The following is a 24,842-nucleotide window of genomic DNA, read 5'->3' on the forward strand; positions in this document are numbered from 1 at the left end:
AAGTTCGATAACCGCTCCAGCTACATGCGCGGCATCTTCTCCGATGGCGTTGACCGTCTCGGCGGCCAGGCCAAGACGATCCTGATCACCCACTTGCAGCAGACCAATCGCTTCAGCGTGCTGGACCGCGACAACATGGGCGAGATCTCCCAGGAAGCCAAAATCAAAGGCACCGTGCAGAAGCTCAAGGGCGCTGACTATGTGGTAACTGGCGATGTGACCGAGTTCGGCCGCAAAGAAACCGGCGACCGCCAGTTGTTCGGCATTCTCGGCCGTGGCAAGACCCAAGTGGCCTACGCCAAAGTCGCGTTGAATATCGTCAACATCAATACCTCCGAAGTGGTGTATTCCACCCAGGGTGCCGGTGAGTACGCGCTGTCCAACCGTGAAGTGATCGGCTTCGGCGGCACCGCTAGCTATGACTCCACCCTCAATGGCAAGGTGCTGGACCTGGCCATGCGCGAAGCGATCAACCGCCTGGTCGACGGCATCAACGCCGGCGCCTGGAACCCGCGTAACTGATCAGCCACACCACAAGGAGCAGTACACGGATGAGCAAGGCAGTGAAATTGGCGCTGACGCTGGCAGCAGTCGCGACGGTAGCCGGGTGCCAGACGGCGCCCCAGCCCCTGTATCAATGGGAGAGCTACCAGCCGCAGGTTTACGAGTACTTCAAGGGCGAGCCCAAGGAAGCGCAGGTGGAAGCACTGGAGCGCGATCTGCAGAAGATCAACGCCAGTGGCCGCAAGGCGCCGCCGGGTTACCACGCGCACCTGGGCATGCTGTACATGAACATGGGCAAGGATGACCAGATGGTGCAGGAGTTTCGCACCGAGAAGGCGCTGTTCCCCGAGTCTGCTGCGTACATGGACTTTCTGTTGAAAAACGCCAAAGCCGGAGTCGCCACTAAATGAGCCTGTTAAAACTCACCGGCGCCTTGCTGGCCCTGGCGTTGCTCGGCGGTTGCGCCGCGCCCAAGACGGTTGATTATTCGGCGTACAAACAGGCGCGGCCCAAGTCGATCCTGGTACTGCCGCCGATCAATGAATCGCCGGAAGTGCAGGCGTCTTACAGCCTGGTGTCGCAAGTCACCTACCCGCTGGCCGAAGCCGGCTACTACGTGTTGCCGATTGCCCTGGTGGACGAAACTTTCCGCCAGAACGGCCTCACCACCGCCAACGATGTCCAGGCCGTACAACCGGCCAAGCTGCATGACATCTTTGGTGCGGACGCGGCGCTGTACATCACCATCAGCGAGTACGGCACCCAGTACATGCTGATCTCCAGCGACACCTCAGTGACGGCCTCGGCCAAACTGGTGGACCTGCGCACTGGCACCACCTTGTGGACCGGTTCTGCGCGGGCGTCGAGCGAGGAGGGCAACAACAACGGTGGCGGCCTGGTGGGCATGTTGATCACGGCGGCGGTCAAGCAGGTGATCAACAGCTCTACCGATGCGGCGCACCCGATTGCCGGTATCACCAGTGCGCGGTTGCTGTCGGCGGGGCAACGCACCGGCATCTTGTACGGCCCGCGTAACCCGAAATACGGCACGGACTAAGAGAACACCGCCATTCAACTGTGGGAGCTGGCTTGCCTGCGATTGCGGTGGGCCAGTGCTGCAGAGATTGCCTGATACACCGCTATCGCAGGCAAGCCAGCTCCCACATTGATCGGGGTGAGTCTCAAGGGTTTAACCCGAACCCAACCTATGTCGCGTCTGACCTTGTGAACGGCTCATTCATTCACGAGGTTCAGCCCCATGTCCCGCCCTCTGCTTTACCTGCGTCCCGCTGCCCAAGGCTTCACCGTTACCCTGCTGGTAGCGCTGGCCGGGTGTGGGCTGTCTTCCTCTCCCGAGGTGGCCAAACCGGCACAACCCACCGCCGAGTTGCACAGCGCGCCAGTTGAGGGCGCGATGGCCAAACGCATGGCCATGCCGGCACCGATGGCGGTGCGTGAAATGGCGATGATTAATGACCGCAGCGAACCCCGCGAGCAATACGCCAACCTGCCCGATAACCCCGTGCACCGCGTCGCCGAAACTCCGGTCTCCACCTTCAGCGTGGATGTCGACACGGGCAGCTACGCCAACGTACGGCGCTTCCTCAACCAAGGCCGTCTACCGCCCGAAGGCGCGGTGCGATTGGAGGAAATGGTCAACTACTTTCCCTACAATTACGCGCTGCCCACCGATGGTTCGCCCTTTGGCGTCACCACCGAAGTCGCCACCACGCCATGGAACCCGCGCACAAAACTGCTGCGCATCGGCATCAAGGCCTCCGATAAACCCGTGGCCGAACTGGCGCCCGCCAACCTGGTGTTCCTGGTGGACGTGTCCGGCTCCATGGACCGCCGCGAAGGCTTGCCGCTGGTCAAAAGCACGCTGAAATTACTGGTGGATCAACTGCGTGATCAGGACCGCGTATCACTGGTGGTCTACGCCGGTGAATCCCGCGTGGTGCTCAAGCCCACCTCGGGCAGTGAAAAAGCCAAGATCCGCAACGCTATCGAGCAACTCACCGCCGGCGGCTCCACCGCAGGCGCGTCCGGCATCGAACTGGCCTACCAGATGGCCCGCGAAGGCTTTATCGACCAGGGCATCAACCGCATACTGCTGGCCACCGACGGCGACTTCAACGTGGGCATCAGCGACTTCGACAGCCTCAAGCAAATGGCCGTGGCCCAGCGCAAAAGCGGCGTATCGCTGACCACCCTCGGCTTTGGTGTGGATAACTACAACGAGCATCTGATGGAACAACTGGCCGACGCGGGCGACGGCAACTACGCCTACATCGACAACCTGCGTGAAGCGCGCAAGGTGCTGGTAGAGCAACTCAGTTCCACCCTGGCCGTGGTGGCGCGAGATGTGAAACTGCAGGTGGAGTTCAACCCGGCCCAGGTCAGCGAATACCGCCTGCTGGGCTATGAAAACCGCGCCCTGAAGCGTGAAGATTTCAACAACGACAAAGTCGATGCCGGCGAGATTGGCGCAGGGCACACGGTGACCGCGCTGTATGAAATCGTACCCAAGGGCGAGAAGGGCTGGTTGGAGCCTCTGCGTTACGCCGCCGCGCCTGCGACCGAAGGCAAATCCGATGAGCTGGCGATGCTACGGGTGCGCTACAAACCCGCTGCGGGCGGTAACAGCCAGTTGATCGAACGCCCCATCGCCAACCAGGCCACCCCGGCCAGCGATGACCTGCGTTTCGCCGCTGCCGTGGCCGCCTTCGCCCAACAGCTCAAGGGCGATGGCCGCTACACTGGCACCATGAGTGTGCAAGACACCGCCAGATTGGCACGCTCGGCCCGGGGCGATGACCCCTTCGGGCTGCGCAACGAATTCGTGCAACTGGTGGAGCTGGCCCAAAGCCTCAAACCCTGATCTCGCTCACAACCGAGATCAAATGTGGGAGAGGGCTTGCTGCTAAAGCTTTTTGTAGGAGCGAGCTTGCTCGCGAAAAACTCACAGGCACCGCGTTTATCCAGGAAGCACGCGTTATCGTTGACGTTCTTCGCGAGCAAGCTCGCTCCTACAGTAATTTGTTTCGGCTGACAAAAAGGAGTTCGCCCATTACATGGCCGTTCCAGATGACTCACCCAGCGACGAATCGCTGCTGGCCCGCTACCGAACCGGTGACGCTGCCGCCTTCGAAGCCTTGTACAGCCGCCACCGCCAGGGCCTCTACCGCTTCCTCGTGTCCCTGTGCAACAAAGCCGAACTGGCCGAAGAAATCTACCAGGACACCTGGCTCAGCCTGATCCGCAGCACCACCCAGCCACAAGGCCGGGCGAGTTTTCGCACCTGGTTGTTCCAGATCGCCCGCAACCGCCTGATCGACCATTGGCGCAAGCACGGCATCCACAACCCCCTGCATGACAGCTACGATGAACAGCTGCACGCCCAGGCCGACGACAGCGACGGCCCCGAGCAGCAACTGACCCTCAGCCGCGACCAGGCGCGCCTCGACGCGGCCCTGCAAGAGCTGCCCGAAGACCAGCGCGAAGTGTTTCTGCTGCGCCTGCACGGCGAGCTCGAAGTACCGCAAATCGCCACCCTCACCGGCGCCCCGCTGGAAACCGTAAAAAGCCGCTTGCGCTACGCCCTGCAAAAAATGCGGCGCCTGCTGGCCGAGGAGGTACCTGTATGACTGACTCCCGACACACCCCAGACGACGCGCTGCTCCAGCACTACCGTCAACACAGCACGGGCGAACCGCCCGCGTCCCTCGACGCCTTCATCCTCAGCGCTGCCCGCCGCGAAGCCCCCAAGCCCGCGCCCAACCTGTGGCAGCGTTGGCTGCGTGCATGCCAGCAACCGCGCTGGCAAATGGCATTCGCTAGCCTGGCCGGTGTGGCGTTGCTGGTGGGCGTGATCACGCGCACCCCCGAGTTGGACCCGGTACACAACACACGTCTCGCTGCCCCGGCCGCGTTCTCCGCGCCTGCGCCGATGAGCGCGCCGCCCCGTGCCGAGTCCTACAGTGCCGAAATGAGCAGCGATGCCTTGCCCCAAGGCAAGCTGGCCAAGCGCGCTGCGCCGCAACCTCTTGAGCTTGGCTTGCAGGAAGTAGCGCGCCTGCGCGCGGCAGGGGATGAGGCCGCGGCGACGGCCAAACTTGCCGAGTTGCAAAAGCGCTTCCCTGGGCAAAACCTGGAAGAACGCCTTAAAAGCTTGCCGCCGCACTGACCCCGTGGCGATGGTATCGCGCGATACCATCGCCGGCTTGGCGGCAACGGGTCATAAGCATATGAATTTATATTCAGTTGCAGGGGGAGTAATTGCTGCTAGTTTAATCAGCGAAAGACGTCATTGTTCCTGCTGGCCAACAGAGCGGGTCATGTTTTCATTGGATGAAAAGTTGCAAGCGGACTTCAAGGATTAAAGTCTTCTCAGCATTCGCTACATGGCCACTGGGAAATAGCTCTACCTGTTGGAAGTCCATTCAATTGGATTAATGAACGGTACCTGATATGACGGCGACGCTGAATTACTCACTTGCACAGGCAATACCTGAACTGCAACAACCCTTGGATATATTCGAGCTGAAAGAGTCCAATGTACGCTCTTATTGCCGGGACTTTACCGATACGTTCAAAACCGCCGAGGGATCAACGCTGACCAGTGAGCAAGGTCAGCTTTTCATCGACTTTTTCAGCGGTGCCGGTGCCTTGAACTACGGGCATAACAACCCGGTATTAAAGGCCGCGCTGCTCGACTACATTGCGCACAATGGCATCACTCATGGCCTGGACTTCAAGACCACCGCCAAGAAAGCCTTTCTCACTGCATTCGAAGCGCAGGTGCTCGCGCCGCGCAACCTGCGTTACAAAGTGCAGTTTCCTGGGCCCACCGGCACCAATGCGGTAGAGGCCGCGATCAAGCTGGCGCGCAAGTACACCGGGCGCCAGAACATCGTAGCCTTCACCAATGCCTTCCATGGAATGTCCCTGGGCAGCCTGGCCCTGACCAGCAACCCGCGTAAGCGGGCCGGGGCGGGCGTTACCCTCAGCAATGTCACCTTCATGCCCTACGATGGCTACTTCGGCGACGAGGTGGACACCTCGCTGTACTTGGCCACTATGTTGCGCAGCGGCAGTGGCATCGACAAACCAGCGGCCATCGTGCTGGAAACCGTGCAAGGCGAGGGCGGCGTCAACAGCGCCTCGGCTGCCTGGGTGCAAGCCGTGCAGCGCATCGCCCAGGCCCATGACATTCTGCTGATCATCGATGACATCCAGGCGGGCTGCGGGCGCACGGGTGACTTCTTCAGCTTCGAAGCCCTGGGCGTCACCCCGGACATCGTGACCTTGTCCAAGTCCATCAGTGGCTATGGCTTGCCCATGTCGCTGGTATTGCTGGCGCCTCACCTGGACGTGTGGGAGCCGGGAGAGCACAACGGCACGTTTCGCGGTAACAACCTGGCGTTCGTTACCGGCAAGGCGGTAATCGACCACTATTGGAGCGACGCAGGCTTTACCCGGGCGCTCAAGGCCAAGGCAGGCGTGCTGCATGAGGCCTTGCAGGGCTTGTCCGCAGGCTTCGCCGCCAAGGCGCCCAACCGCCTGAAGGGCCGTGGTTTTTTCAGAGGCATCGAGTTCGAAGACGTGAGCCTGGCGCAGAAAGTCGCTGCGCGTGCCTACGCCCACGGGCTGATCATTGAAACCTCGGGCATTGATAACCAAGTGCTGAAGTTTCTTCCGGCCCTGACCATCACGGCTGCGCAGATCGCCCAAGGCGTGCAGATTCTGGAGCAGGCGTTTGCCGAGGTGACCACACCATGAGCGATGCAGTTTTTACTCGGCATGCGTCCCTCGATGACGCCGCCGCCATCGCGCCGTTGTTGGACAAATACCGCGAGTTTTATGGTGAGGCATCCGACCTGACCCGCTCGACGGCCTTTATTCAACAACGCTTCTATTTAGGCGAGTCAATTATTATCGTCGCGCTGGTAAACAATGAAATCATTGGGTTTACACAACTGTTCCCGAGTTTTTCCAGTGTCACGTTAGAGCGCCTGTGGATACTTAATGATTTATATGTTGAGGCGTCCAAACGCAGGGCGGGGGTTGGCCTGGCCTTATTGAATGCGGCCAAGATGTTCGCGGAAACAACCGGCGCCAAACAGTTGTTCATTGAGGGCGCGGACGATAACCCAAAGGCTCGAAACTTATACACGCGCTTCGGGTTTATCGAAAACACGGCGTATCACTATTACCATCTTCCACTGAAGCCAATCCAGGGATAGGAGCTTTTCCATGTCAGACACTGTTTTCGATATCGTAGGTATTGGTTTTGGTCCCTCCAACCTGGCGTTGGCTATCGGGCTGCAAGAGTCGGCTTCAGCGCTGACCTATCGGTTCCTCGACGCCAAGCCCACCCCCGACTGGCAGGATGAAATGCTGCTCAGCGGCTCGGACATCCAGAACAACCCCTTGCGCGACCTGGTCACGCCGCGCAACCCGCGCAGCCACTATGGGTTCGTCAATTACCTGAAAGAAACCGGGCGCCTGTTCGATTACCTCAATCTGCCGCTGACATACCCGTTGCGGCGTGAATATGCCGAGTACATCAAATGGGTGGCCGGGCATTTTCTCGCCAGTGTTGAATCCTCAGCGTTCGCCCACCGGGTCGAGCCGTTGCTATTCAAAGGCGAGCAGGTGTGGAAGGTGACCTATAACGACCAAAGGGTCATCTACGGGCGCAGTCTGGTGCTGGGCACCGGGCGCACGGCGAATATACCAGCGGTGTTCGAGGGCCTGACCGGCCCTCGGGTGTTCCATCTCAATCACTACCTGGAGCGTCTCAACCAGCTACCCCAGAGCGTGCAGCGCATCGGGGTGGTGGGGTCCAGCCAGAGCGCCGTGGAGATTGTGCTCGACCTGACCGCCAGGTTCCCGGACAAAGAGATTTACTCGCTGCACCGCAGCTTCAGCTTCCGCCTCAAAGACACCAGCCCATTCAGCGACAAGGTGTATTTTCCGGAATTTATCGACTACTACTTCAACCTGCCGCCCGAGGCCAAGGCGCGGGTGGACAAGCAACTGCGCGGCACCAACTACAGCTCGGCCGATGAAGACGTGATCAACGCGCTATACGTGCGCATCCATGAGGAAAAACTGCAGGGCAAACAGCGTATCCACATTCTCAACAACATCGCCATCGAGCAGGCGCAGATCAACGCATCAGGGCAGGTGGAGCTGGCGCTCAAAGAGGTCAACCAACTGACCCACTCGACCCTCGCGTTGGATGCGCTGGTGCTGGCTACCGGTTTCAAGGACATTGCCGCCAAGGAAAATGGTGAACTCTATCCACCGCTGTTGGCGCCTTATCACGCCCGGTTCCGAGCGGACACTCATGGCGCGCTGGTGGTGAACCGCGATTACAGCCTGACGGCGCTGGATGAATTGCCTGCCGTGTTCCTTAACGGCTTATGCGAAAGCTCCCATGGCCTGGGTGACGCCGGCTCATTCAGCCTGATTTCACTGCGGGTCGAACATATCCTCGCGTCCCTGGAGGCAAAGCTCGCGCAGGCCGAGGCTCCGTTGCACGCACTGGCCTGATCGGCTCTCGGCAGCGGCCTGCGCGGTCCGCTGCCTCATACAAGGAGTTCCCATGTTTACAGCAGCATTGATCTACATCCTGGCGGTGATAAGCCCGGGCCCCAACTTCATCATTGTCAGCCGCTTCGCCTCGCTGGGCTCGGTGTCGACCGGCATCGGCGCGACCCTGGGCATCTGCACGGTCGGGGTGTTTTTCTCGACGATTTCGTTGCTGGGCCTGGCGGCTTTGTTGCACCAGTACCCGGCGTTTTCCAAAGTCGCCACGTTATGCGGTTCGGCGTACCTGCTGTACATCGCGTACAGCATCATCAAAAGCGTGCTGGCCAAGAACACCGGCACGGCCGAAAGCACCGCACCGGGCGCGACCAGCTTCGCCAAGGCCTACCGCGTGGGGGTGATCACCAATATCAGCAACATGAAAACCATCGCTTTCATGATCAGTATCTATGCCGGCTTTCTCTCGGTTCCGCGCTCGGAGATCGACAAAGTGCTGGTGGTGATGCTGTGCTCGACCCTGGAAGTCATCTGGTATTCAGTGGTGGCGCTGCTGTTCGGCCAAGGTCCGATCAAGGCGCTGTTCCTCAAGTACACCCGGCAGATCGACGTCGGGCTGGCCGTATTTCTGGTGGCGTTCTCACTGAACAACGCCATTCCTGTGCTGATCGCCAGTCGATGAGGTTGGGTCATGGAATGGAACGCGTTGCTCAAGGATGTGGGGGTGCGCTTCAAGCATCGTAGTTGGTTGTTGATTGACCTGAAGCCGGAGGCGTTGGTGCTAAGCGATTCAACGGGGGAACTGACGAGGGATTATCCGGGGGTGACGTTGATTTTGGACTGCTGCCTTGAGGGCATTTTCCAAGTGATCGACAGCTTTGGGCCGGGTATCAATTACGCAGCATCACTGCAGGCTGTTCGGCGCAGGGCTTACTCCGTGCCGGTCGCGTTAGCCAGGGAGGTGGCTTTTCAAGATTTCAAATGGGCGTGCTGAAGGCCCATATAAATAGCCCCAGGTCGTTGGCCTGGGGCTTTCTTATAACCCGCCGTGAGCCCGGTACCAGGCCACCGTGTCCGTGAGGGTCTGCTCCAGCACACGAAAGCTCAGCCCCAGTTCCTCTTCACTTTTGCGGTGGTCAAAGCGGGTACGGTGTTCCTCGCGTATCAACAGCCGTAACGTCGCCATGCTCAGCAAAATGGGCTTGCCGGTCAGGTACGCGTAGGTCTCTTGCACAGCTGCCAACAGGTACAGCGCGGGCAGCGGCAGTTGGCGGGAGGGTACCTTGACCCCGGCAATACGCCCCAGCGCCGGAATCAGCTGGCGCATGGTCAAGTTGCGACCGGCCGCGAGATAACGCTCGCCCCGACGCCCGCGCTGGGCGGCAGCAATGTGCGCCCAGGCCACATCGCGGGCATCGACCAGCGAAAAGGTGCCAGGAATCAGCCCCGGCAACTTGCCGTTGATCACGTCCCTCACCAACTGCCCCGAAGACGTCGGCCCAAGGTCACCCGGCCCCCACATCCAACCGGGCAAGACCATGCAGGCGTACATCTGCGGATGGCTTTCAAGAAACCTCAACACCTCCCGCTCAGCCAGGATCTTGCTGCGGTAGTAGTCGTCCGCATCGGCTTCGGCCCGCAGGCACGTCTCGTCGATCGGCGTACCGGGGGCACCGTCAAGCACGGCAATCGACGAGGTATGCACAAACCGTCGCACACCGGCGTCATACGCCCGTTGCAGCAGGGCTCGCGTACCGACGACATTGATCTTTTCCAGCTCCTCCCAATGGCTGCCGCCCTTGTAGTTATCGCGAAAAAACGCCGCGCAGTGAAACACCGTATGGCAGCCTTGCAACGCCGCCGCGAAGGCATCCACATCTGCCATGTCTCCCACCACCTGCTCCACGCCCGGCACATCGCCGAACTGCTGCGCACCCTTGACCGCCGAGCGCACCAGCGCCTTCACCGCATAACCCCGTGCGACCAGCTCCCGTACCAGGTTATTGCCCAGCAAGCCGGTGGCACCGGTCACAAAGGTGCTGTGCAAGCGATTGGGGTTCGTGTTCATACAGGCCATTCCATTTGTTGAGAAGGCCAGTAGATATACCCGCGAGCCCGCGCCGTAAAAACAGCGCCTGCGGCATAATGGCTTTGCACATCTGCACACCAGGGAAGCGCGGAGATATGGCATTGCAGGCAAATTGGGACGATCTTCGACTGCTGCTGGCAGTCTCACGGCGCGGCAGCTTTTTACAGGCAGGCCAGTTACTCGGTATCGCGGCCTCTACCGTCTCCCGCCGCCTCACCCAACTGGAAACCGCCCTGGGCGAACCACTGGTGGAACGCGGCGTGGAAGGCTGCCGGCTCACCTCCCGAGGCCAAGCCCTGGTAGACGTCGCCCTGGCAGCCGAATCCGGCCTGCGCCGCCAGGCGCCCGTCGACGGCACGCCCGCAACCCTCAGCGGCACCGTGCTGGTGAGCGCCGGCGAAGGCTTTTCCGCCAGTGTGCTCGAAGCCGCCAGCCGCTTCACAGCGCAGCACCCAGGCTGCTCCGTAGAACTCCTGGTCACCACCGACTTCCACAAAATCATACGAGGTGTGGCCGACATTGCCATACGCACCGCACACCTGGGCGAACCTTCCCTGATCTACCGAGGGCTTGGCAAACTCGCCTACGGCGTGTTCGCAACCGCCGAATACCTGCAACGGTTTCCTGCGCTAACGCCAGCCACCGCCGCCAGTATCGCCTTGCTGCCACCGCTGGACCTGCTACCGCAAATGCGCGCCGCGAAAGCTGCCGGGCTGGACCATGCGCCGATTAGGGTGAGTTCGTTCGCGGTGCAGCTTGAGTCGGTGAGGCGCGGGATGGGGGTGGCGGTGTTGCCGCGTATTTTGGCGACGGGGTTGAGTGAGGTTTTTCCGGAGATAGAACTGCCGGCGATGGAGGTTTATTTGGTGACGCGGCCACAGGCGTTGAAGCAGGGGCATATTCAGGGGTTTTTTGGGGTGTTGGAGGGGGTGTTGCGCGGTGAAATTTCAAGCCTGGAAAAGCAGCATTCCGGGAATTCATCAAGGCCTTCGTAATATTCAACCCATCGGGATGTAGGCGCTTAGCCACTCGTAGCAACATTGAGTTGCGCGTGCAAGTGGCTCACAAAAAAGCCCTGGGTCTTAAGGCCTCGGGTGTTTCATTCATATCTGGCTCCACACTTCTGCGGCGATGGTGCTGGCGTCCTTTGACATTTCCAACACACCAATGCGTTCTTGCCATTCCTCGAATTTGACAGGTAGAAAGGACGCATTTGTAATGCGCAGCGCAGCTTCGGTGATATACCTCTAAGGCATTAACTGCATCTCCGACAAACCGTATTCCCCCAACGAATACAGCAACGTCCCATACCCCAGCTGGACGTAGCCAGCCCTGTCAGCACCGTAATCCCCGCCACCACCTTCCACTTGGCCGTTATTTGCCATGGCCTGCACATTCGGTGCGCTGAGGCCCTTTCGCACGGCGTAGTGGTTGTAGAGCAGTTCCCATATCGGACGGGTTTCGCCGCGATGATCGGCCGAGATGACGGTCTGTTTGAAGCTGCTGTTGGGGATGGGGGTAAACGGCACCTCCTGGCCAAGGTTGTACTTGGCCACATACTCGGCGCCCTGCAGCACGCGGTTGTTCTGGTAGCCGAACAGGTCGTTGCCCTGGCTCCAGGCCATTTGGCAGAAACTGCCAAGCAGGGCTATGTCGAGCATGGCGTGTGACTGATCACGTCCGCTTTCCTGGACTTGACCAAGGCCATCGCCGTAGAGCTTCCACACCGCGTGGGCGATGGCGCCGTTACCGGTGCCGTGCTTGAAGTAGTCGACGGCCTCGTTGTAGAGATCGCGGCGGTCGGTCAGTACGCCGATGGCCAGCATCGAGTTCATGTTGGCTAGGTCCCAGCTGGCCCCATGATGATCAGGCCGGGCGCCGTCGTGGTTCACCAGGAAGTCATGATTGATGGGGTAGAACACAGTGAGCATCATGCCTTGAAAACGCTGGAAATCTTCCGCCCGCCACTTTGGGTAGCTGCGCAGCAGTTCGGCCGCGTTGGCCAGTTGGTAGCCGTACAAGCCTGCCACCAAAGCTCTGCCGGGCTTGTCTTTGATCGCGGTGAGGGTCAAGGCCCACTGGTTCAAAATACTCACGGCCTTGTCGGCATACGCCGGGTTGTTGGAGATCTGCCAGCGCAGGGCCAGTGCATACGCGGCGGCTGCGTCGTTGAACAGAACATTGTCGTTATTCGGGCCGCCTGAAGTGGGGTACACCACCGGCACCGGGTTGGGCTGCCAGGCTAATGAGGCATGGGGGTTGGCGATCAGCTTCTGCCAGCCGGCCAGCCACGGCTGGTTATAGTTGGCCAGCTTCTCGCGTATCCGCGTGAAGTCCTCCCGGGTCTGGAGCAGGCCAGGATGCACGAACGCTTCGGTATGCAGGGTGGGGGAGGCTTGACTGCCGATACTCATCAATAGCGCATAGAGCAGCACGGCTCTTTTGGACAGGTACTTCAAACGGATCATCGTGTGTACGCCCTGATGGGGAGAACCTTGCGCGGTCTGAAAAGCCATTCGCACAGGACTGGAATCTGCCCCAGGGATAGTTCAGATGAAGCCTGCATACCCGGGGCTTGTTGTCAGAACGTGTAGTTGATTGCAAACAGGCCCAAGCCTGCGGTTTCGCGCCTTACCAGCGGGCTGTCGCTGGCCTGGTCAGCGTATTGAGTCAGCGTCAGGCTGGCCAGCGTTGACCAGTGCGCGTCGAAGGTGTGCTGCCAGTTCAAGGCAGCGGAGTAGGCATAGATCCCGGCGTCGGCGGTGTACTTGCTGTAGATCGAGCGTTGGCTCTGAGCCTGGGTGACGCCGAAGAACGTCTGGTTGTAGCGGCTATCGCCGGCATGGGCGTCGATGGCCAGGCTCAGGGTGTCGCGGTCTGTGTGCAACAAGATGCCTTCCAGGCCAAAGCGGTAACGGTTGCCTCGGTGCTCGCCGGCCATGCGCAGTTCGGCTTCGCCGTTGACCGACAGCCAGTCAAGCAGTTGTTGGCTGAGGGTAAAGTCGGCGACGGTTGCGCCGTTGATATCGCCCATACCTCTGAGCTCGTCGCCGCCCGGGCTGGTGATGCTGTCCTTCTCTTTGCGGCCCAGGTCGTAATTGATCGCTGCGCTGGCGCCGAAGCCACTGTCGGATTGAAATTGCAGGCCCACGCCGCGAGTGGTGTCGGCGAACAACGCTCCGTGCTGGATGCTGAGCATCGGCAGTACGAGCGGACGGTAGCGGTCAGCACCCATGTAGCGAGGCGTGACACCCATGCCAAGGCCCAGGGTAACGGTGGTTTCTTCGGCTGTCGGGCTGGCGTCGGTCGCCTGAGCCTGGGGCGCGAGCGCGCAGCACAGCAGCGTGACGGCGCCCCACAGAACGTTGTGGGTAGGGGAGGTGGTGAAGTTCATGGTCAAGCCCTATGTGCAAAAGAAGACAACAGTGCGCCCGCCGACGCGCGACACAACGCCTCCCTCTGATCGAGCTGTTCAGGCCCGTTGATAGGCTTGGACAGCGATGCAGTGGTCGGCATAGGATCGGCTCGCGAAAGCGGGCGTAGGGCAATACTGGCAGCGCACTTTCAATAAACCGTTCGTAAATTATCAAGGTTTCATCAAGAGGCTTCTTTGTGTCAGGAAAACGTATCCTCATCGTCGAAGACGACGCCGACAGCGCCAACATTCTCGAAGCCTACTTGCTCCGCGATGGCTATGAGGTGGCCCTGGCCGAAGACGGCCAGCGCGGTCTGGACCTGTACAAAAGCTGGCAGCCCGACCTGATCCTGCTCGACGTGATGCTTCCGCGCTTGAGCGGCACCGAGGTGTTATCCGCCGTGCGCCGTAGCAGTGACACGCCGGTCATCATGGTCACGGCCATGGGCGACGAACCGGAAAAGCTCGGTGCCTTGCGTTATGGCGCGGACGACTATGTGGTCAAGCCTTACAGCCCGCGCGAAGTGGTGGCGCGGGTGCACGCGGTGTTGCGGCGCACCACCGGCAACCAACCGGTCGAACACCTGCTGCGCCATGAAAACCTGCGGGTGGATCTTGTTGCGTTTACCGCGGCCATTGAGCAGGGCGAAGCACCACCGCAATGGCTGGACCTGACCCCAACGGAATTTAAGCTGCTGGTGACGTTGCTCAAGACGCCGTCCAAGGCCTTCACTCGTGATGAGTTGCTGGAAATCTGCCTACCGGAAAGCGAAGCCCTGGCCCGCGTCGTCGACACCCACGTGCACAACCTGCGCCGCAAGCTGGAAAACCACGGCATCACCGGCGTTCTGGTCACGGTGCGCTCCATTGGCTATCGATTCAGGTAACGCACATGCTTGAGCAACCGCGGGTCAACGACAAACCCATGTGGCGCTGGATCGGCCTGCGCATGAGCCTGCTGGCGATCGGCGCGGTGGTGGTGATCTCGGTGTGCATGTGGATCAACGTCACACTGTCGGACTGGTATTTTGTGCAGCATCTGCCGCCTGGGCCGCGTGAGGAGCTGCTGGCGTTGCGCGCCGAGCCAGAGCTCAATGAGGCACGCTTGCGTCAAGTGGTTGCCCAGTACTATCCGCTGGACTATTTCCAGCCGGCTATCGCCAATCGCGACTGGCTGATACTGATCGGCCTGGTGCTGGCCGCGATCCCTATCATCATTGGCTTCGGCCTGTGGTTTTCGCGGCCCTTGTCCAGCCAGTTCTCGGCAATTGCCCAGGGCGCCCGGCGAGTCGCCGGCGGTGATTTCCTGACTCGCCTGCCGGTGCACCGCGACGCGCCCGACGAGCTGCAACGGCTGGTCAGCGACTTCAACAGCATGACCACGCAACTGGAGCGCTATGAGCGCGATGTGCGTGAATCCAGCGCGGTCATTGCCCACGAACTGCGCACACCCTTGAACGCCGCCATGGGGCGCGTGCAGGGTATGCTCGATGAGGTATTCCCCAGCGATGCCATGCAGTTGGGCATGGTCAAGCGTCAGCTCGATCAACTCAGAAAGCTGGTGGATGACTTGCACCTGTTGTCGATGGCTCGTGCTGGCCGGCTGGTGCTGGAGCGCAGCGAGTTTTCTCTGGCAGCTCTGGTGGCGGAGCGGTTGGCGTGGTTCCAGCCGCAGTTGGATGAGGCTTGCGTGCTGACGCAGGTCAGTATTGCTGATGGGCTTCGTATGCATGCCGATCGTGATCGCCTGGGCCAGGTGATCAACATTCTGGTCGATAACTTGCTGCGTTATGCGGCCGGGGGAGGCGAGTTGAATGTAACGGCGCGCCGGGTTCACGGTTCGGTGGTGATTGAAGTCGGTGACCGAGGGCCAGGTATCGAAGCCCAGCATCTGGACAGCGTGTTCGACCGCTTCTGGCGTGCAGAGCGCTCCAGGGCACGTTACTCGGGGGGGAGCGGGCTAGGCTTGTCCATCGCCCGTGCGATCTGCCAGGCCCATGGCGGTACCATTACTGCCCGCAATCTGGCCGAAGGCGGTACGCTGATCAGGGCGGAGGTTCCTGTGTAGGCGTTTCTTCTTTGCTTGAGACCGGCGCTCAAGACGGTGAAATCGTAATGATCGTAGAGCTGGAAAACTGCTTGGGAAAAAGGGGATTTATTTTCACCTCTCCTATCCCGACGCGACTCAACACTCTCTCACCACCCACCAAACGCACAAAAAAGCCCCAGATCTCCCGACCTGAGGCTTTTTCATTTCATATCTGGTGCACCCGGCGGGATTCGAACCCACGACCCCTGCCTTCGGAGGGCAGTACTCTATCCAGCTGAGCTACGGATGCTTGTGCGGGCGACATCATACCCATGTCGACCTGATGCGTCCATTCCGGCATTTGCCCCGCCCCCTGTCGTCCATTTCCGACAAAAATGGCTAATCGCCACCCTCATTCACAACTCCCCGCGCCGCACGTCCCTTTGTTTGCTTTGCTCTTGTGGCTTTAACCCCGCTTCCACGCCGCAATTCCTCAGGTGAACGCATGCATTCCAAAGGAACCGTGATGCTCGATCTCCCGCTCAGACAAACCCTGCTGGCTCGCTCCGATTTGTTTCGAGGTATGCCGGAGCATCTCTTGCGCTACGTGGCCACCCATATGGTGGAGCGCACGCTGGATGATCGTGAGCTGTTGTATTTCAAGGATGACACCCTCGAATTCATTGCGTTGGTGGTGGAGGGCCGGATTTATTCGATGGTGCATGGGCCGGATGGGCGCGAGCAGATTATCGGCAGTACCGGGGCTGGGCAGGTGGTGGGGGAGACGGCGTTGATCAAGGATCATGGGCGCGAGTCTTCCACTTTTGCCAGCGGGCCCACGCGATTGTTGCAGTTGGGTAGCCGGCATTTTGCTGTGTTGTTTGAGGAGCCGGTGTTTCTGCGGCGTTTGTTGATGCTGATGATGCTGCGGTTGCTGCACGTCATCGAGTTGTTGGAGTTGGTGTGCCTGCATCGGCTGGAGTCGCGGTTGGCGCGGTTTTTGTTGGCCAACCTGGGCGAGATCGACCTGGCGTTGGCTTTGCCCAGTGTGTCGTTGCCCGCAAGCCAGGGGGTGTTGGCGTCGATGCTGAATACCAGTCGCCCCAAGTTGAATGTGCAACTGCAAGTATGGCGGCGCAGTGGGGTGATCAGCGGCGATCTGGAGCGCATGGTGATCAATGATGTTGAGCATTTGAGGCGCAAGGCTTTTGCGCTGAATTAGTTGTGGCGGTGTTCCCCAGGTAACAGCGTACCCCCGTCGAGCCCTCGCAGACTGGCCCTTCATCAAGGATGCACAGGAGTGCTGGCGATGGGGATGACTGTTCAGTTCAAGGATCAATGGGCCGCCGATGACCGTTTGTTCGAAGCGAGTTGGCGTGCTGTGCACGGCGAGCTCAGGCGCCGGGCGTTGCGGCGGGCCAAGGGCAATCTGGATCAGGGCCAGGAGTGGTTGGCGGCCACGGCGATCAAGGCCCTGTTGTTTTTTCGGCGCTCGCCCGAGCGCATTCGTGACCCTCAGGGTTTTCTGTTTTTAGTGCTCGATCATGTGTTTCTCGACAGCGTGCGGCGCAGTAAGCGCGAGGGGCGGTTGTTCGATGATTCGGTGGACCTTGAGCACGATCACCTGGCCGCGCTCGCCGCGCCCTGCGCTTCGGTGCTGGAGCGGGTGGAGTGTTATGAGCGCCTGGAGCAGCTCGAGGCGCACGTCGCACGGTTACCGCTGTTGCAGCAGCGCTTGTTCGAGATGCGTTTTGTCGACGACCTGCCTTACCCGCAAATCGCCGCCGAGTTGCACGTGAAGCTGCCGCTGGTGCGCAAGCGTGTGCAACTGCTGCGCGATGCGTTGCGCTGAAGGTAATTCACACATGCTGGCGTGGGGCGTTCTAGTGGTAAGAGCGCAGCATGCCGCCGCTATCCACACCCAAACCTGGGTGAATGCCATCAAGGAGAGATGTATGACAGAGGTCAACAGCCAGATCACCGACGCGGTCACTCAAACCAACGTCAAGGTGGTGGCCGAGGCGCCAGCCCAGGCCATCGCGTCGCTGTACCAGGTGGCCAGCAGCGCGGCGGGCCTGTCGTTGCAGAACGCGGTCAACAGCCAGCAGGCGATGAATCAGATTTCCAACGCGGTGATCTCCAAGGCCGTGGCGCTGATCATGCAGATTGGCGAGAAGGGCTGAGCCCTCGGGAGATTGATTATGTCGTGGTTCAGTCGCAAGAAACCCGCCGCCTCCCAAGCAACGCCCGCCGCCGACCCACCGGCGCCCGCCGCACCGGCCTCGCGCTCGATCATGGCGCGCATGAACGAGCACTTGCTCAATCAGGTGAGTGCGCCGTCATCCGACAGCACGGCGGCGCTCAATAGCCAGATTGTGCAGGCGGTGCAGTTCACCAATTCGCAGAACTTTGCCTATGCGCCGGCGCAGATCGCGGTGCCGGCCGACATGATGATCAGCCAGGCGGCCGGGCTGGTGGCGCAAGCGGCGGCGGGGTACTTCGACGGGGTCAGCAAGATCGCGTTGGCGGCCCAGGCCGTACTGCTCCAGCAAATGACCGAGAACATCGTCAAGGACAACCTGCCAGCCGCTGCCGAAGACGCCTTGGGCGCCCTGGCCACCGACCTGCTGGTGGGCGCCGCTGCCGCTGTGGCTGCTGCTGCCGGTGCGATGGAGGCCGAAGCCGCCAGCGTGGCCATCGACAAGATCGACCAGAGCATCGCCAAGTACGCGAGCACCCTGGCCAACCGGGCCGCGCCAGCGGCCTGAACCCAGCACAGCGCTCCAGCGTTCTGCTGGGGCGGTGCAACAGCAACTTGAAAGCAACTTTTCTTGAGTGAGGAGCGACATCATGCAGCCTGGAGATATTATTTTTTCTGTCAAACAAGATGACGACAGCGCAACGCGGGCGTTTATCAAAGCCGGTCAACTGGTCAAGGCCAAGGTGTTCTCGCAGGACACGACGTACCTGAATGTGGTTCACCCGGCGATCGCAGTGAGCGACACCATGGTGATCGAAAGTGTCGGCAGCGGCCTGGCCCTGACCGACCTGAGCCTGGAAAAGCCGCCGCGTTCGGCGATGGTGTTTTCCTGCGTGGATACCGAGTTGGGCGAGGCGGCGACGGTGGCTGCCAAACAGTTCTATTTCGACAAGATCGGCGGTGACATCCGGGGCCGTTATAGCGTGTGGAACGCGATGATCTCAGCCTTTCGGCGCTGGACTTCCGATACCAGCCTGGTGACGCGGATCAACGAGTCTATCGACATTGGCAGCGGGTCGTTTTGTTCGCAATTCGCGGCCAACTGCTATGAAGTCGGCAACCTCTATAACGAGGCCAACCTGCTACCGCCTCCGCCTGCCATTTTCCCCAACCAGCCCAGCGCCATAACGCCTGCGGAGTTGGCGACCTTCTGTGATTCTTCGCCACACTTTTACTTTGCAGGTTTCTGGCAGGACAACGTTGAGGTGCGGCTTTAGCGGGCGTGTCGCGGCCAAGGCATCTCCCAAGGAGGTCGATATGCAACCCTCGGTTCTGTCCACCGATGACCGCCAGCGGCTCGAAGCGATGCTGCGCAACCCGCAGATTTTCGCCGGAACGCCCCAGGCCATCGTCGACGAAACCCTCAAGCGCGCCACCCAGGTGCTTGAGCAATCGAAGGCCAACGAACAAGCGCTCAAGACCGCTGCCCAGCAACGTGAAGCGGCCCTGCGCCAGGTGTTGGACGGCGCAGCTCCCGACCAGGACGCGCAACGCAAGGAAGTACAGGCACTGATCCAAGGGTTGATCGCCCAGATTGAAGCGGCGCTGGGCCCCGCAGCGAAACCCTAAACCAGGTTTCACAGCGCCTGTTTCGCAACGTTCATTGATGAACACGGAATGCACCGTGTACTAAATAAGGAAATTGATCATGCCATTAGTCAACGAGCAAATTACCGACGCGGTCACCCAGACCAACGTCAAAGTGGTGGCCGAATCGCCAGCGATGGCGATGAGCACTATTTATCAATCCATGGCGCAGGCCACGGCGATTCTGTTCCAGAACGCGGTGTCGGCCCAGCAGCAGCAAAACACCCTGGCCCAGGCGGCCACCAACCAGGGCGTGATGCAGATCTACAGCGTCGATACCACCGCAGGTGCGGCGGCCACCGAGAAAGTCGCCCAGGGCGGCGTGTCGGATAACCTCACCAGCCTGTTGACCGTGCTCAAGTCTTTCCAGCCTTAAGCACTGAGCAATAACGGATGTTGTTCTTTCTCAACCCAGGAGTTTCAACCATGAGTACAGTCAGCCCGCAAATCACCGATGCCGTCACCCAGACCAACGTCAAGGTGGTTGCCGAATCACCCGCAATGGCCATGAGCACCATCTACCAATCCATGGGCCAGGCCACGGCGATCCTGTTCCAAAACTCGGTCTCGGCTCAACAGCAACAAAACACCCTGGCCCAGGCGGCTACCAACCAGGGCGTGATGCAGATCTACAGTGTCGACACCACCGCTGGCGCCGCCGCCACGGAAAAAGTCGCCCAAGGCGGTGTGGCCGACAACTTGACCAGCCTGCTGGCCGTGCTCAAGTCGTTCCAACCTTAAGCTGCAAGGCCCCCAACAGCCCCGGCGCCCACAAGGCTCCGGGGCTGTTGTCGTGTGGGCACTTGATCCGAAAGATGAGCCGGATGCGCCATATTCGTTCTTTTTTTCGAACATCCTATTGCCCTGTACCCCCATTGATCCTAGGATTCGTTTGAGATTTCAAACGCTCTGTCTCCCGTGCGCTCTTTCATTTTTTCTGCGCGCTGGGGCTGATTTCCCTGACGGCAGCCCACAAGGCGCCTTTCAACAACTCTAATTCGCTCCGCGTGCGCGCGGTGCTGTTAAGGAAAGCCGACATGCAGCTTAAAGACACCCAGTTGTTCCGCCAGCAAGCCTTCATTGATGGCGCTTGGGTCGATGCGGACAATGGTCAAACCATCAAGGTCAACAACCCAGCCACGGGCGAGATTCTTGGCACCGTGCCTAAGATGGGCGCCGCGGAAACCCGCCGCGCCATCGAAGCCGCCGACAAGGCCCTGCCAGCCTGGCGCGCACTCACTGCCAAGGAGCGCGCCAACAAGCTGCGCCGTTGGTTTGAGCTGCTGATCGAAAACCAGGACGACCTAGGCCGCCTGATGACCCTCGAACAAGGCAAGCCGCTGGCCGAAGCCAAGGGCGAAATCGTCTACGCCGCGTCCTTTATCGAGTGGTTCGCCGAAGAAGCCAAGCGCATCTACGGTGACGTGATCCCCGGCCACCAGCCCGACAAGCGCCTGATCGTGATCAAGCAGCCCATCGGCGTGACCGCAGCCATCACCCCGTGGAACTTCCCCGCCGCTATGATCACCCGCAAAGCCGGCCCGGCCCTGGCTGCCGGTTGCACCATGGTGATCAAGCCGGCCTCGCAAACCCCGTTCTCGGCCCTGGCCCTGGTTGAGCTGGCGCACCGCGCCGGTATCCCCAAAGGCGTGCTCAGTGTGGTCACCGGTAGCGCCGGCGACATCGGCGGCGAGCTGACCAGCAACCCGATCGTGCGTAAATTGTCCTTCACCGGCTCGACCGAAATCGGTCGCCAGCTGATGGCCGAATGCGCCAAGGACATCAAGAAAGTCTCCCTGGAGCTGGGCGGTAACGCACCGTTCATCGTGTTCGACGACGCCGACCTGGATAAGGCCGTCGAAGGCGCGATCATCTCCAAGTACCGCAACAACGGCCAGACCTGCGTCTGCGCCAACCGCCTGTACATCCAGGATTCGGTGTACGACGCCTTCGCTGAGAAGCTCAAGGTGGCGGTGACCAAATTGAAGATCGGTAACGGCCTGGAAGACGGCACCACCACCGGCCCGCTGATCGACGAAAAAGCCGTGGCCAAGGTGCAGGAACATATCGCTGATGCCCTGAGCAAAGGCGCCAAGCTGTTGGCCGGTGGCAAGGTGATGGAAGGCAACTTCTTCGAACCGACCATCCTGGTTGACGTGCCGAAAAACGCCGCCGTGGCCAAGGAAGAAACCTTCGGCCCGCTGGCGCCACTGTTCCGCTTCAAAGACGAAGCCGAAGTGATCGCCATGTCCAACGACACCGAGTTCGGCCTGGCCTCCTACTTCTACGCCCGCGACCTGGGCCGGGTGTTCCGTGTGGCCGAGGCCCTGGAATACGGTATGGTCGGCGTCAACACCGGGTTGATCTCCAACGAAGTGGCACCGTTCGGCGGCATCAAGGCCTCGGGCCTGGGCCGTGAAGGCTCCAAGTACGGGATCGAGGACTACCTGGAAATCAAATACCTCTGCCTGGGCATCTAAGGCACGGGATTGCAGCAAACGCAGAGGGCACGAGAGCGCTGCCCCTTTGCGTGTTTCACATGGTTATTCGCAGTGGCCGGGAAAGCTGTGGCAGTCGATCATCGCATGCTGCCGTAGTTGCCTCCCCGCCACCTATCCTTGAGCCACGCCGCCCGATGAGCGGCGAATGAGGACTTTATGAGCAAGACCAACGCTTCCCTGATGAAACGCCGCGAAGCCGCTGTACCGCGCGGTGTTGGCCAGATTCACCCGATCTTCGCCGAATCCGCGAAGAACGCCACCGTGACCGACGTTGAAGGTCGCGAGTTCATCGACTTCGCGGGTGGTATCGCCGTGCTGAACACCGGCCACGTGCACCCGAAAATCATCGCGGCCGTGACCGCGCAACTCAACAAGCTGACCCACACCTGCTTCCAGGTATTGGCCTACGAGCCTTACGTAGAAGTGTGCGAAAAAGTCGCCGCCAAAGTGCCAGGTGATTTCGCCAAGAAAACCCTGCTGGTTACCACTGGTTCCGAAGCGGTAGAAAACGCCGTGAAAATCGCCCGCGCCGCCACGGGCCGTGCAGGTGTAATCGCCTTCACCGGTGCTTACCACGGCCGTACCATGATGACCCTGGGCCTCACCGGTAAGGTGGTGCCGTACTCGGCCGGCATGGGCCTGATGCCGGGCGGCGTGTTCCGTGCGCTGTACCCCAACGAACTGCACGGTGTGAGCGTCGACGACTCCATCGCCAGCATCGAGCGCATTTTCAAGAACGATGCCGAACCGCGTGATATCGCCGCCATCATCATCGAGCCGGTGCAGGGCGAGGGCGGTTTCTACGTCGCGCCGAAAGCCTTCATGAAGCGCCTGCGCGAACTGTGCGACAAGCACGGCATCCTGCTGATCGCCGACGAAGTGCAAACCGGTGCCGGCCGTACCGGTACCTTCTTCGCCATGGAACAGATGGGCGTCGCCGCCGACCTGACCACCTTCGCCAAATCCATCGCGGGCGGCTTCCCGCTGGCCGGTGTGTGCGGTAAGGCCGAATACATGGACGCCATCGCCCCGGGTGGTTTGGGCGGCACCTATGCCGGTAGCCCGATTGCCTGCGCCGCGGCCCTGGCCGTGATGGAAGTGTTCGAAGAAGAGCACCTGCTGGACCGCTGCAAGGCCGTGGGCGAGCGCCTGGTGACTGGCCTCAAGGCCATCCAGGCCAAGTACCCGGTGATCGGCGAAGTGCGTGCCTTGGGCGCGATGATCGCGGTCGAGCTGTTCGAAGACGGCGACACCCACAAGCCAAACGCTGCCGCCGTTGCCTCCGTGGTGGCCAAGGCACGTGACAAGGGCCTGATCCTGCTGTCCTGCGGTACCTACGGCAACGTATTGCGCGTACTGGTGCCCCTGACCTCGCCGGACGAGCAGTTGGACAAGGGCCTGGCGATCATCGAAGAGTGCTTCTCCGAACTCTGACACGCCCCTGTAGGAGCGAGCTTGCTCGCGAAAAACCCCCAGGCACCGCGCTTCAAAGGCTGCCCGCGTTTTCGTTGACGACCTTCGCGAGCAAGCTCGCTCCTACAAAAAGAAAAAGCAAAAAAACCGCTTCGGCGGTTTTTTTGTGCCTGCTTCATTGTACGCACGCGCCTGCATTGTCTAAGGTGCAAGCATTGCCGATGGAGCGTGCTGGATGACTGCTGTTGATTTACCCGCTGTACCCCGAGTGTTAATCGCCGAAGCAGACCCTTGGTCGCGGGACCTGCTCAAGCAAGTGCTGTTGAATGTGCGCTGTGACGCACGGCTGGATGTGTGCGCCGATGGGCAGCACGCCGCCACGCTGTTGGGCGAAAAAACCTATGACCTGATCCTGGCGGATTGGGAGCTGCCGGGCGTGGATGGCCTGAGCCTGCTGCGCAGCGTGCGCCAGAAGCGCCGTTCGCTGCCGTTTATCTTGCTAAGCAGTCGCAACGACAGTGCCAGCGTGCGCGAAGCCTTGCCCCTGGCGCCCACCGCCTACCTGACCCGCCCGCTGAACATGGAAAGCCTGACCCAGCGCCTGCAAGACCTGCTGCTCAACGAAGGCGAAAGCGTGTACTGCGAAATCCCACCGTTGGCGCCGGGCATGACCTTGCCAGCCTTCCTTGAACGGCGCCGCGAGGTCTGCGATGGGGCGCCGTTGCGCGTGGATGTGAAAGCCGCCGTGCAACACAGCCTCGGCCCCGAAGGCCTGGACCTCAAGCAGTTGGAGGACCAGGTGCACAGCGACCCGCAAATCACCGCCGTACTCATCGCCGCCGCCAACAGCGCCGGCTACCACGGCACGCCGGTGCAGACCCTGCCAGAAGCCCTGCACAAGTTGGTGCCCGGCCAGAGCATGAACCTCATCCTTGGCCTGGCGCTCAAGCACAACGTAGTGTTGGGTGACCCTGGGCTGGTGGCCTACGCCGAGCGGCACTGGCAATTGTCCCAGGACAGTGCCGACTACGCCCGGCGCCTGGCGCGCATGCTGGAGCTTGATCACGAGCGCTGCTACAGCGCCTGCATCCTGCACCGCTTGGGCGACCTGGCTTTGTTGCGCTGCCTGGAAGACTGGCGCCAGGGCGGCGGCGTGCTGGATGACCAAACCATAGGCGAGTCCCTCGACGCCTTTGGCGCCGCCTACGGTTCGGCGTTGCGCACGCGTTGGCGCTTGCCGCTGGAGTTGCGGCAGTTGATCGCGGGGATCTATTCACTTGAAGGCGGGGTGTATTCGCGCGAAGCCCTGGTGGTGAACCTGGCGGTGCAAATGGCGCGGCTGACCGAGCACGAAGGGCTCGAAGAACTGGCTGGCAGCAAGACCGCGCGGCTGCTCAAGGTAGGCTTGCCAGAACTGACCCGCGTGCGCAAAACCTGAAACACACACCGATCAATTGTGGGAGCTGGCTTGCCTGCGATAGCGGTGGGTC

Annotated in this window: 28 protein-coding genes and 1 tRNA gene; 25 read left to right on the forward strand and 4 right to left on the reverse strand. The window is 60.7% G+C overall.

Features of this window, described 5'->3' with window-relative positions; genetic code table 11:
• The 11 genes from E1K68_RS01615 to E1K68_RS01665 all read left to right on the forward strand — a co-directional run.
• A partial coding sequence (locus E1K68_RS01615; protein ID WP_212613702.1) for a CsgG/HfaB family protein occupies positions 1-522 on the forward strand: 522 nt, incomplete at its 5' end.
• A 29-nt stretch (positions 523-551) separates the two neighbouring features.
• The gene (locus E1K68_RS01620; RefSeq protein ID WP_003187504.1) at positions 552-914 is read left to right on the forward strand and encodes a DUF4810 domain-containing protein; all 363 of its coding nucleotides are present in this window, start codon (positions 552-554) and stop codon (positions 912-914) included.
• A complete protein-coding gene (locus tag E1K68_RS01625) occupies positions 911-1,561 on the forward strand; it encodes a DUF799 domain-containing protein (protein ID WP_003187506.1) in 651 nt (216 codons plus the stop codon). The genes E1K68_RS01620 and E1K68_RS01625 overlap by 4 nt, the downstream gene beginning before the upstream one ends.
• A gap of 201 nt (positions 1,562-1,762) precedes the next feature.
• Entirely contained in the window at positions 1,763-3,385 is a 1,623-nt protein-coding gene (locus E1K68_RS01630; protein WP_212613703.1) for a VWA domain-containing protein, read from the forward strand.
• 193 nt (positions 3,386-3,578) lie between these two features.
• Positions 3,579-4,151 carry an RNA polymerase sigma factor gene (locus E1K68_RS01635; protein ID WP_212613704.1) on the forward strand — a complete coding sequence of 191 codons (573 nt, stop codon included), beginning with the start codon at positions 3,579-3,581 and terminating at the stop codon, positions 4,149-4,151.
• Positions 4,148-4,690 (forward strand): hypothetical protein, encoded by a 543-nt coding sequence (locus E1K68_RS01640; RefSeq protein WP_212613705.1) that lies wholly within the window; start codon positions 4,148-4,150, stop codon positions 4,688-4,690. The genes E1K68_RS01635 and E1K68_RS01640 overlap by 4 nt, the downstream gene beginning before the upstream one ends.
• A gap of 341 nt (positions 4,691-5,031) precedes the next feature.
• A complete protein-coding gene (ectB, locus tag E1K68_RS01645) occupies positions 5,032-6,285 on the forward strand; it encodes a diaminobutyrate--2-oxoglutarate transaminase (RefSeq protein WP_212614863.1) in 1,254 nt (417 codons plus the stop codon).
• Positions 6,282-6,749: a GNAT family N-acetyltransferase gene (locus tag E1K68_RS01650; protein ID WP_057709507.1), complete on the forward strand. Its 468-nt coding sequence runs from the start codon at positions 6,282-6,284 to the stop codon at positions 6,747-6,749. Before ectB ends, E1K68_RS01650 begins: the two co-directional genes overlap by 4 nt.
• Before the next feature lie 10 nt (positions 6,750-6,759).
• Positions 6,760-8,064: a SidA/IucD/PvdA family monooxygenase gene (locus E1K68_RS01655; protein WP_034134589.1), complete on the forward strand. Its 1,305-nt coding sequence runs from the start codon at positions 6,760-6,762 to the stop codon at positions 8,062-8,064.
• A gap of 52 nt (positions 8,065-8,116) precedes the next feature.
• Entirely contained in the window at positions 8,117-8,740 is a 624-nt protein-coding gene (locus E1K68_RS01660) for a LysE family translocator (protein WP_034134590.1), read from the forward strand.
• A gap of 9 nt (positions 8,741-8,749) precedes the next feature.
• Positions 8,750-9,052, forward strand: a complete 303-nt coding sequence (locus E1K68_RS01665; RefSeq protein WP_034134591.1) for a hypothetical protein — start codon at positions 8,750-8,752, stop codon at positions 9,050-9,052.
• A 42-nt stretch (positions 9,053-9,094) separates the two neighbouring features.
• Here the strand turns inward: E1K68_RS01665 and E1K68_RS01670 are convergent, their stop codons facing one another.
• Positions 9,095-10,126, reverse strand: a complete 1,032-nt coding sequence (locus E1K68_RS01670; RefSeq protein ID WP_212613706.1) for an SDR family oxidoreductase — start codon at positions 10,124-10,126, stop codon at positions 9,095-9,097.
• Positions 10,127-10,242: 116 nt separating this feature from the next.
• Between E1K68_RS01670 and E1K68_RS01675 the strand changes: the two genes are divergently transcribed.
• Positions 10,243-11,142 (forward strand): LysR family transcriptional regulator, encoded by a 900-nt coding sequence (locus E1K68_RS01675; RefSeq protein ID WP_212613707.1) that lies wholly within the window; start codon positions 10,243-10,245, stop codon positions 11,140-11,142.
• Positions 11,143-11,394: 252 nt separating this feature from the next.
• Here the strand turns inward: E1K68_RS01675 and E1K68_RS01680 are convergent, their stop codons facing one another.
• Complete coding sequence (locus tag E1K68_RS01680; RefSeq protein WP_212613708.1) at positions 11,395-12,615, reverse strand: alginate lyase family protein; 1,221 nt, start codon at positions 12,613-12,615, stop codon at positions 11,395-11,397.
• A 113-nt stretch (positions 12,616-12,728) separates the two neighbouring features.
• Positions 12,729-13,541, reverse strand: coding sequence for a MipA/OmpV family protein (locus E1K68_RS01685; RefSeq protein ID WP_003187517.1), 813 nt, complete (start codon positions 13,539-13,541; stop codon positions 12,729-12,731).
• A 218-nt stretch (positions 13,542-13,759) separates the two neighbouring features.
• Here E1K68_RS01685 and E1K68_RS01690 point away from each other — a divergent pair, with 218 nt between their 5' ends.
• On the forward strand, positions 13,760-14,449 hold the full coding sequence (locus tag E1K68_RS01690; RefSeq protein ID WP_003187519.1) for a response regulator: 690 nt from the start codon (positions 13,760-13,762) through the stop codon (positions 14,447-14,449).
• 5 nt (positions 14,450-14,454) lie between these two features.
• On the forward strand, positions 14,455-15,630 hold the full coding sequence (locus tag E1K68_RS01695) for an ATP-binding protein (RefSeq protein ID WP_038448426.1): 1,176 nt from the start codon (positions 14,455-14,457) through the stop codon (positions 15,628-15,630).
• Between the two features lie 194 nt (positions 15,631-15,824).
• Here E1K68_RS01695 and E1K68_RS01700 read toward each other — a convergent pair.
• Positions 15,825-15,901 (reverse strand) — tRNA-Arg (locus tag E1K68_RS01700).
• Between the two features lie 195 nt (positions 15,902-16,096).
• On the opposite strand from E1K68_RS01700, the gene E1K68_RS01705 reads away from it, so the two are divergent.
• From E1K68_RS01705 to E1K68_RS01755, 11 genes are all read left to right on the forward strand, one after another.
• Complete coding sequence (locus E1K68_RS01705; protein ID WP_212613709.1) at positions 16,097-16,813, forward strand: Crp/Fnr family transcriptional regulator; 717 nt, start codon at positions 16,097-16,099, stop codon at positions 16,811-16,813.
• Between the two features lie 87 nt (positions 16,814-16,900).
• Complete coding sequence (locus tag E1K68_RS01710) at positions 16,901-17,443, forward strand: sigma factor-like helix-turn-helix DNA-binding protein (protein ID WP_212613710.1); 543 nt, start codon at positions 16,901-16,903, stop codon at positions 17,441-17,443.
• A gap of 103 nt (positions 17,444-17,546) precedes the next feature.
• On the forward strand, positions 17,547-17,774 hold the full coding sequence (locus E1K68_RS01715) for a RebB family R body protein (RefSeq protein ID WP_003187543.1): 228 nt from the start codon (positions 17,547-17,549) through the stop codon (positions 17,772-17,774).
• A gap of 18 nt (positions 17,775-17,792) precedes the next feature.
• Complete coding sequence (locus E1K68_RS01720) at positions 17,793-18,359, forward strand: hypothetical protein (protein WP_169913134.1); 567 nt, start codon at positions 17,793-17,795, stop codon at positions 18,357-18,359.
• 82 nt (positions 18,360-18,441) lie between these two features.
• Positions 18,442-19,068 carry a hypothetical protein gene (locus E1K68_RS01725; RefSeq protein WP_003187547.1) on the forward strand — a complete coding sequence of 209 codons (627 nt, stop codon included), beginning with the start codon at positions 18,442-18,444 and terminating at the stop codon, positions 19,066-19,068.
• A gap of 40 nt (positions 19,069-19,108) precedes the next feature.
• The gene (locus tag E1K68_RS01730; protein ID WP_212613711.1) at positions 19,109-19,420 is read left to right on the forward strand and encodes a hypothetical protein; all 312 of its coding nucleotides are present in this window, start codon (positions 19,109-19,111) and stop codon (positions 19,418-19,420) included.
• A 79-nt stretch (positions 19,421-19,499) separates the two neighbouring features.
• Complete coding sequence (locus E1K68_RS01735) at positions 19,500-19,814, forward strand: RebB family R body protein (RefSeq protein WP_003187550.1); 315 nt, start codon at positions 19,500-19,502, stop codon at positions 19,812-19,814.
• Between the two features lie 50 nt (positions 19,815-19,864).
• Positions 19,865-20,179 (forward strand): RebB family R body protein, encoded by a 315-nt coding sequence (locus E1K68_RS01740; RefSeq protein ID WP_003187551.1) that lies wholly within the window; start codon positions 19,865-19,867, stop codon positions 20,177-20,179.
• 296 nt (positions 20,180-20,475) lie between these two features.
• Positions 20,476-21,918 carry an NADP-dependent succinate-semialdehyde dehydrogenase gene (gene gabD / locus E1K68_RS01745; RefSeq protein ID WP_003187552.1) on the forward strand — a complete coding sequence of 481 codons (1,443 nt, stop codon included), beginning with the start codon at positions 20,476-20,478 and terminating at the stop codon, positions 21,916-21,918.
• Positions 21,919-22,095: 177 nt separating this feature from the next.
• A complete protein-coding gene (gabT, locus tag E1K68_RS01750; RefSeq protein WP_212613712.1) occupies positions 22,096-23,373 on the forward strand; it encodes a 4-aminobutyrate--2-oxoglutarate transaminase in 1,278 nt (425 codons plus the stop codon).
• 214 nt (positions 23,374-23,587) lie between these two features.
• Positions 23,588-24,790, forward strand: a complete 1,203-nt coding sequence (locus tag E1K68_RS01755) for an HDOD domain-containing protein (protein WP_169856429.1) — start codon at positions 23,588-23,590, stop codon at positions 24,788-24,790.
• Positions 24,791-24,842: the final 52 nt, after the last annotated feature.

The sequence above is a fragment of the Pseudomonas sp. B2021 genome, from assembly GCF_018135665.1.
Classification (GTDB): Bacteria; Pseudomonadota; Gammaproteobacteria; order Pseudomonadales; family Pseudomonadaceae; genus Aquipseudomonas; species Aquipseudomonas lactis.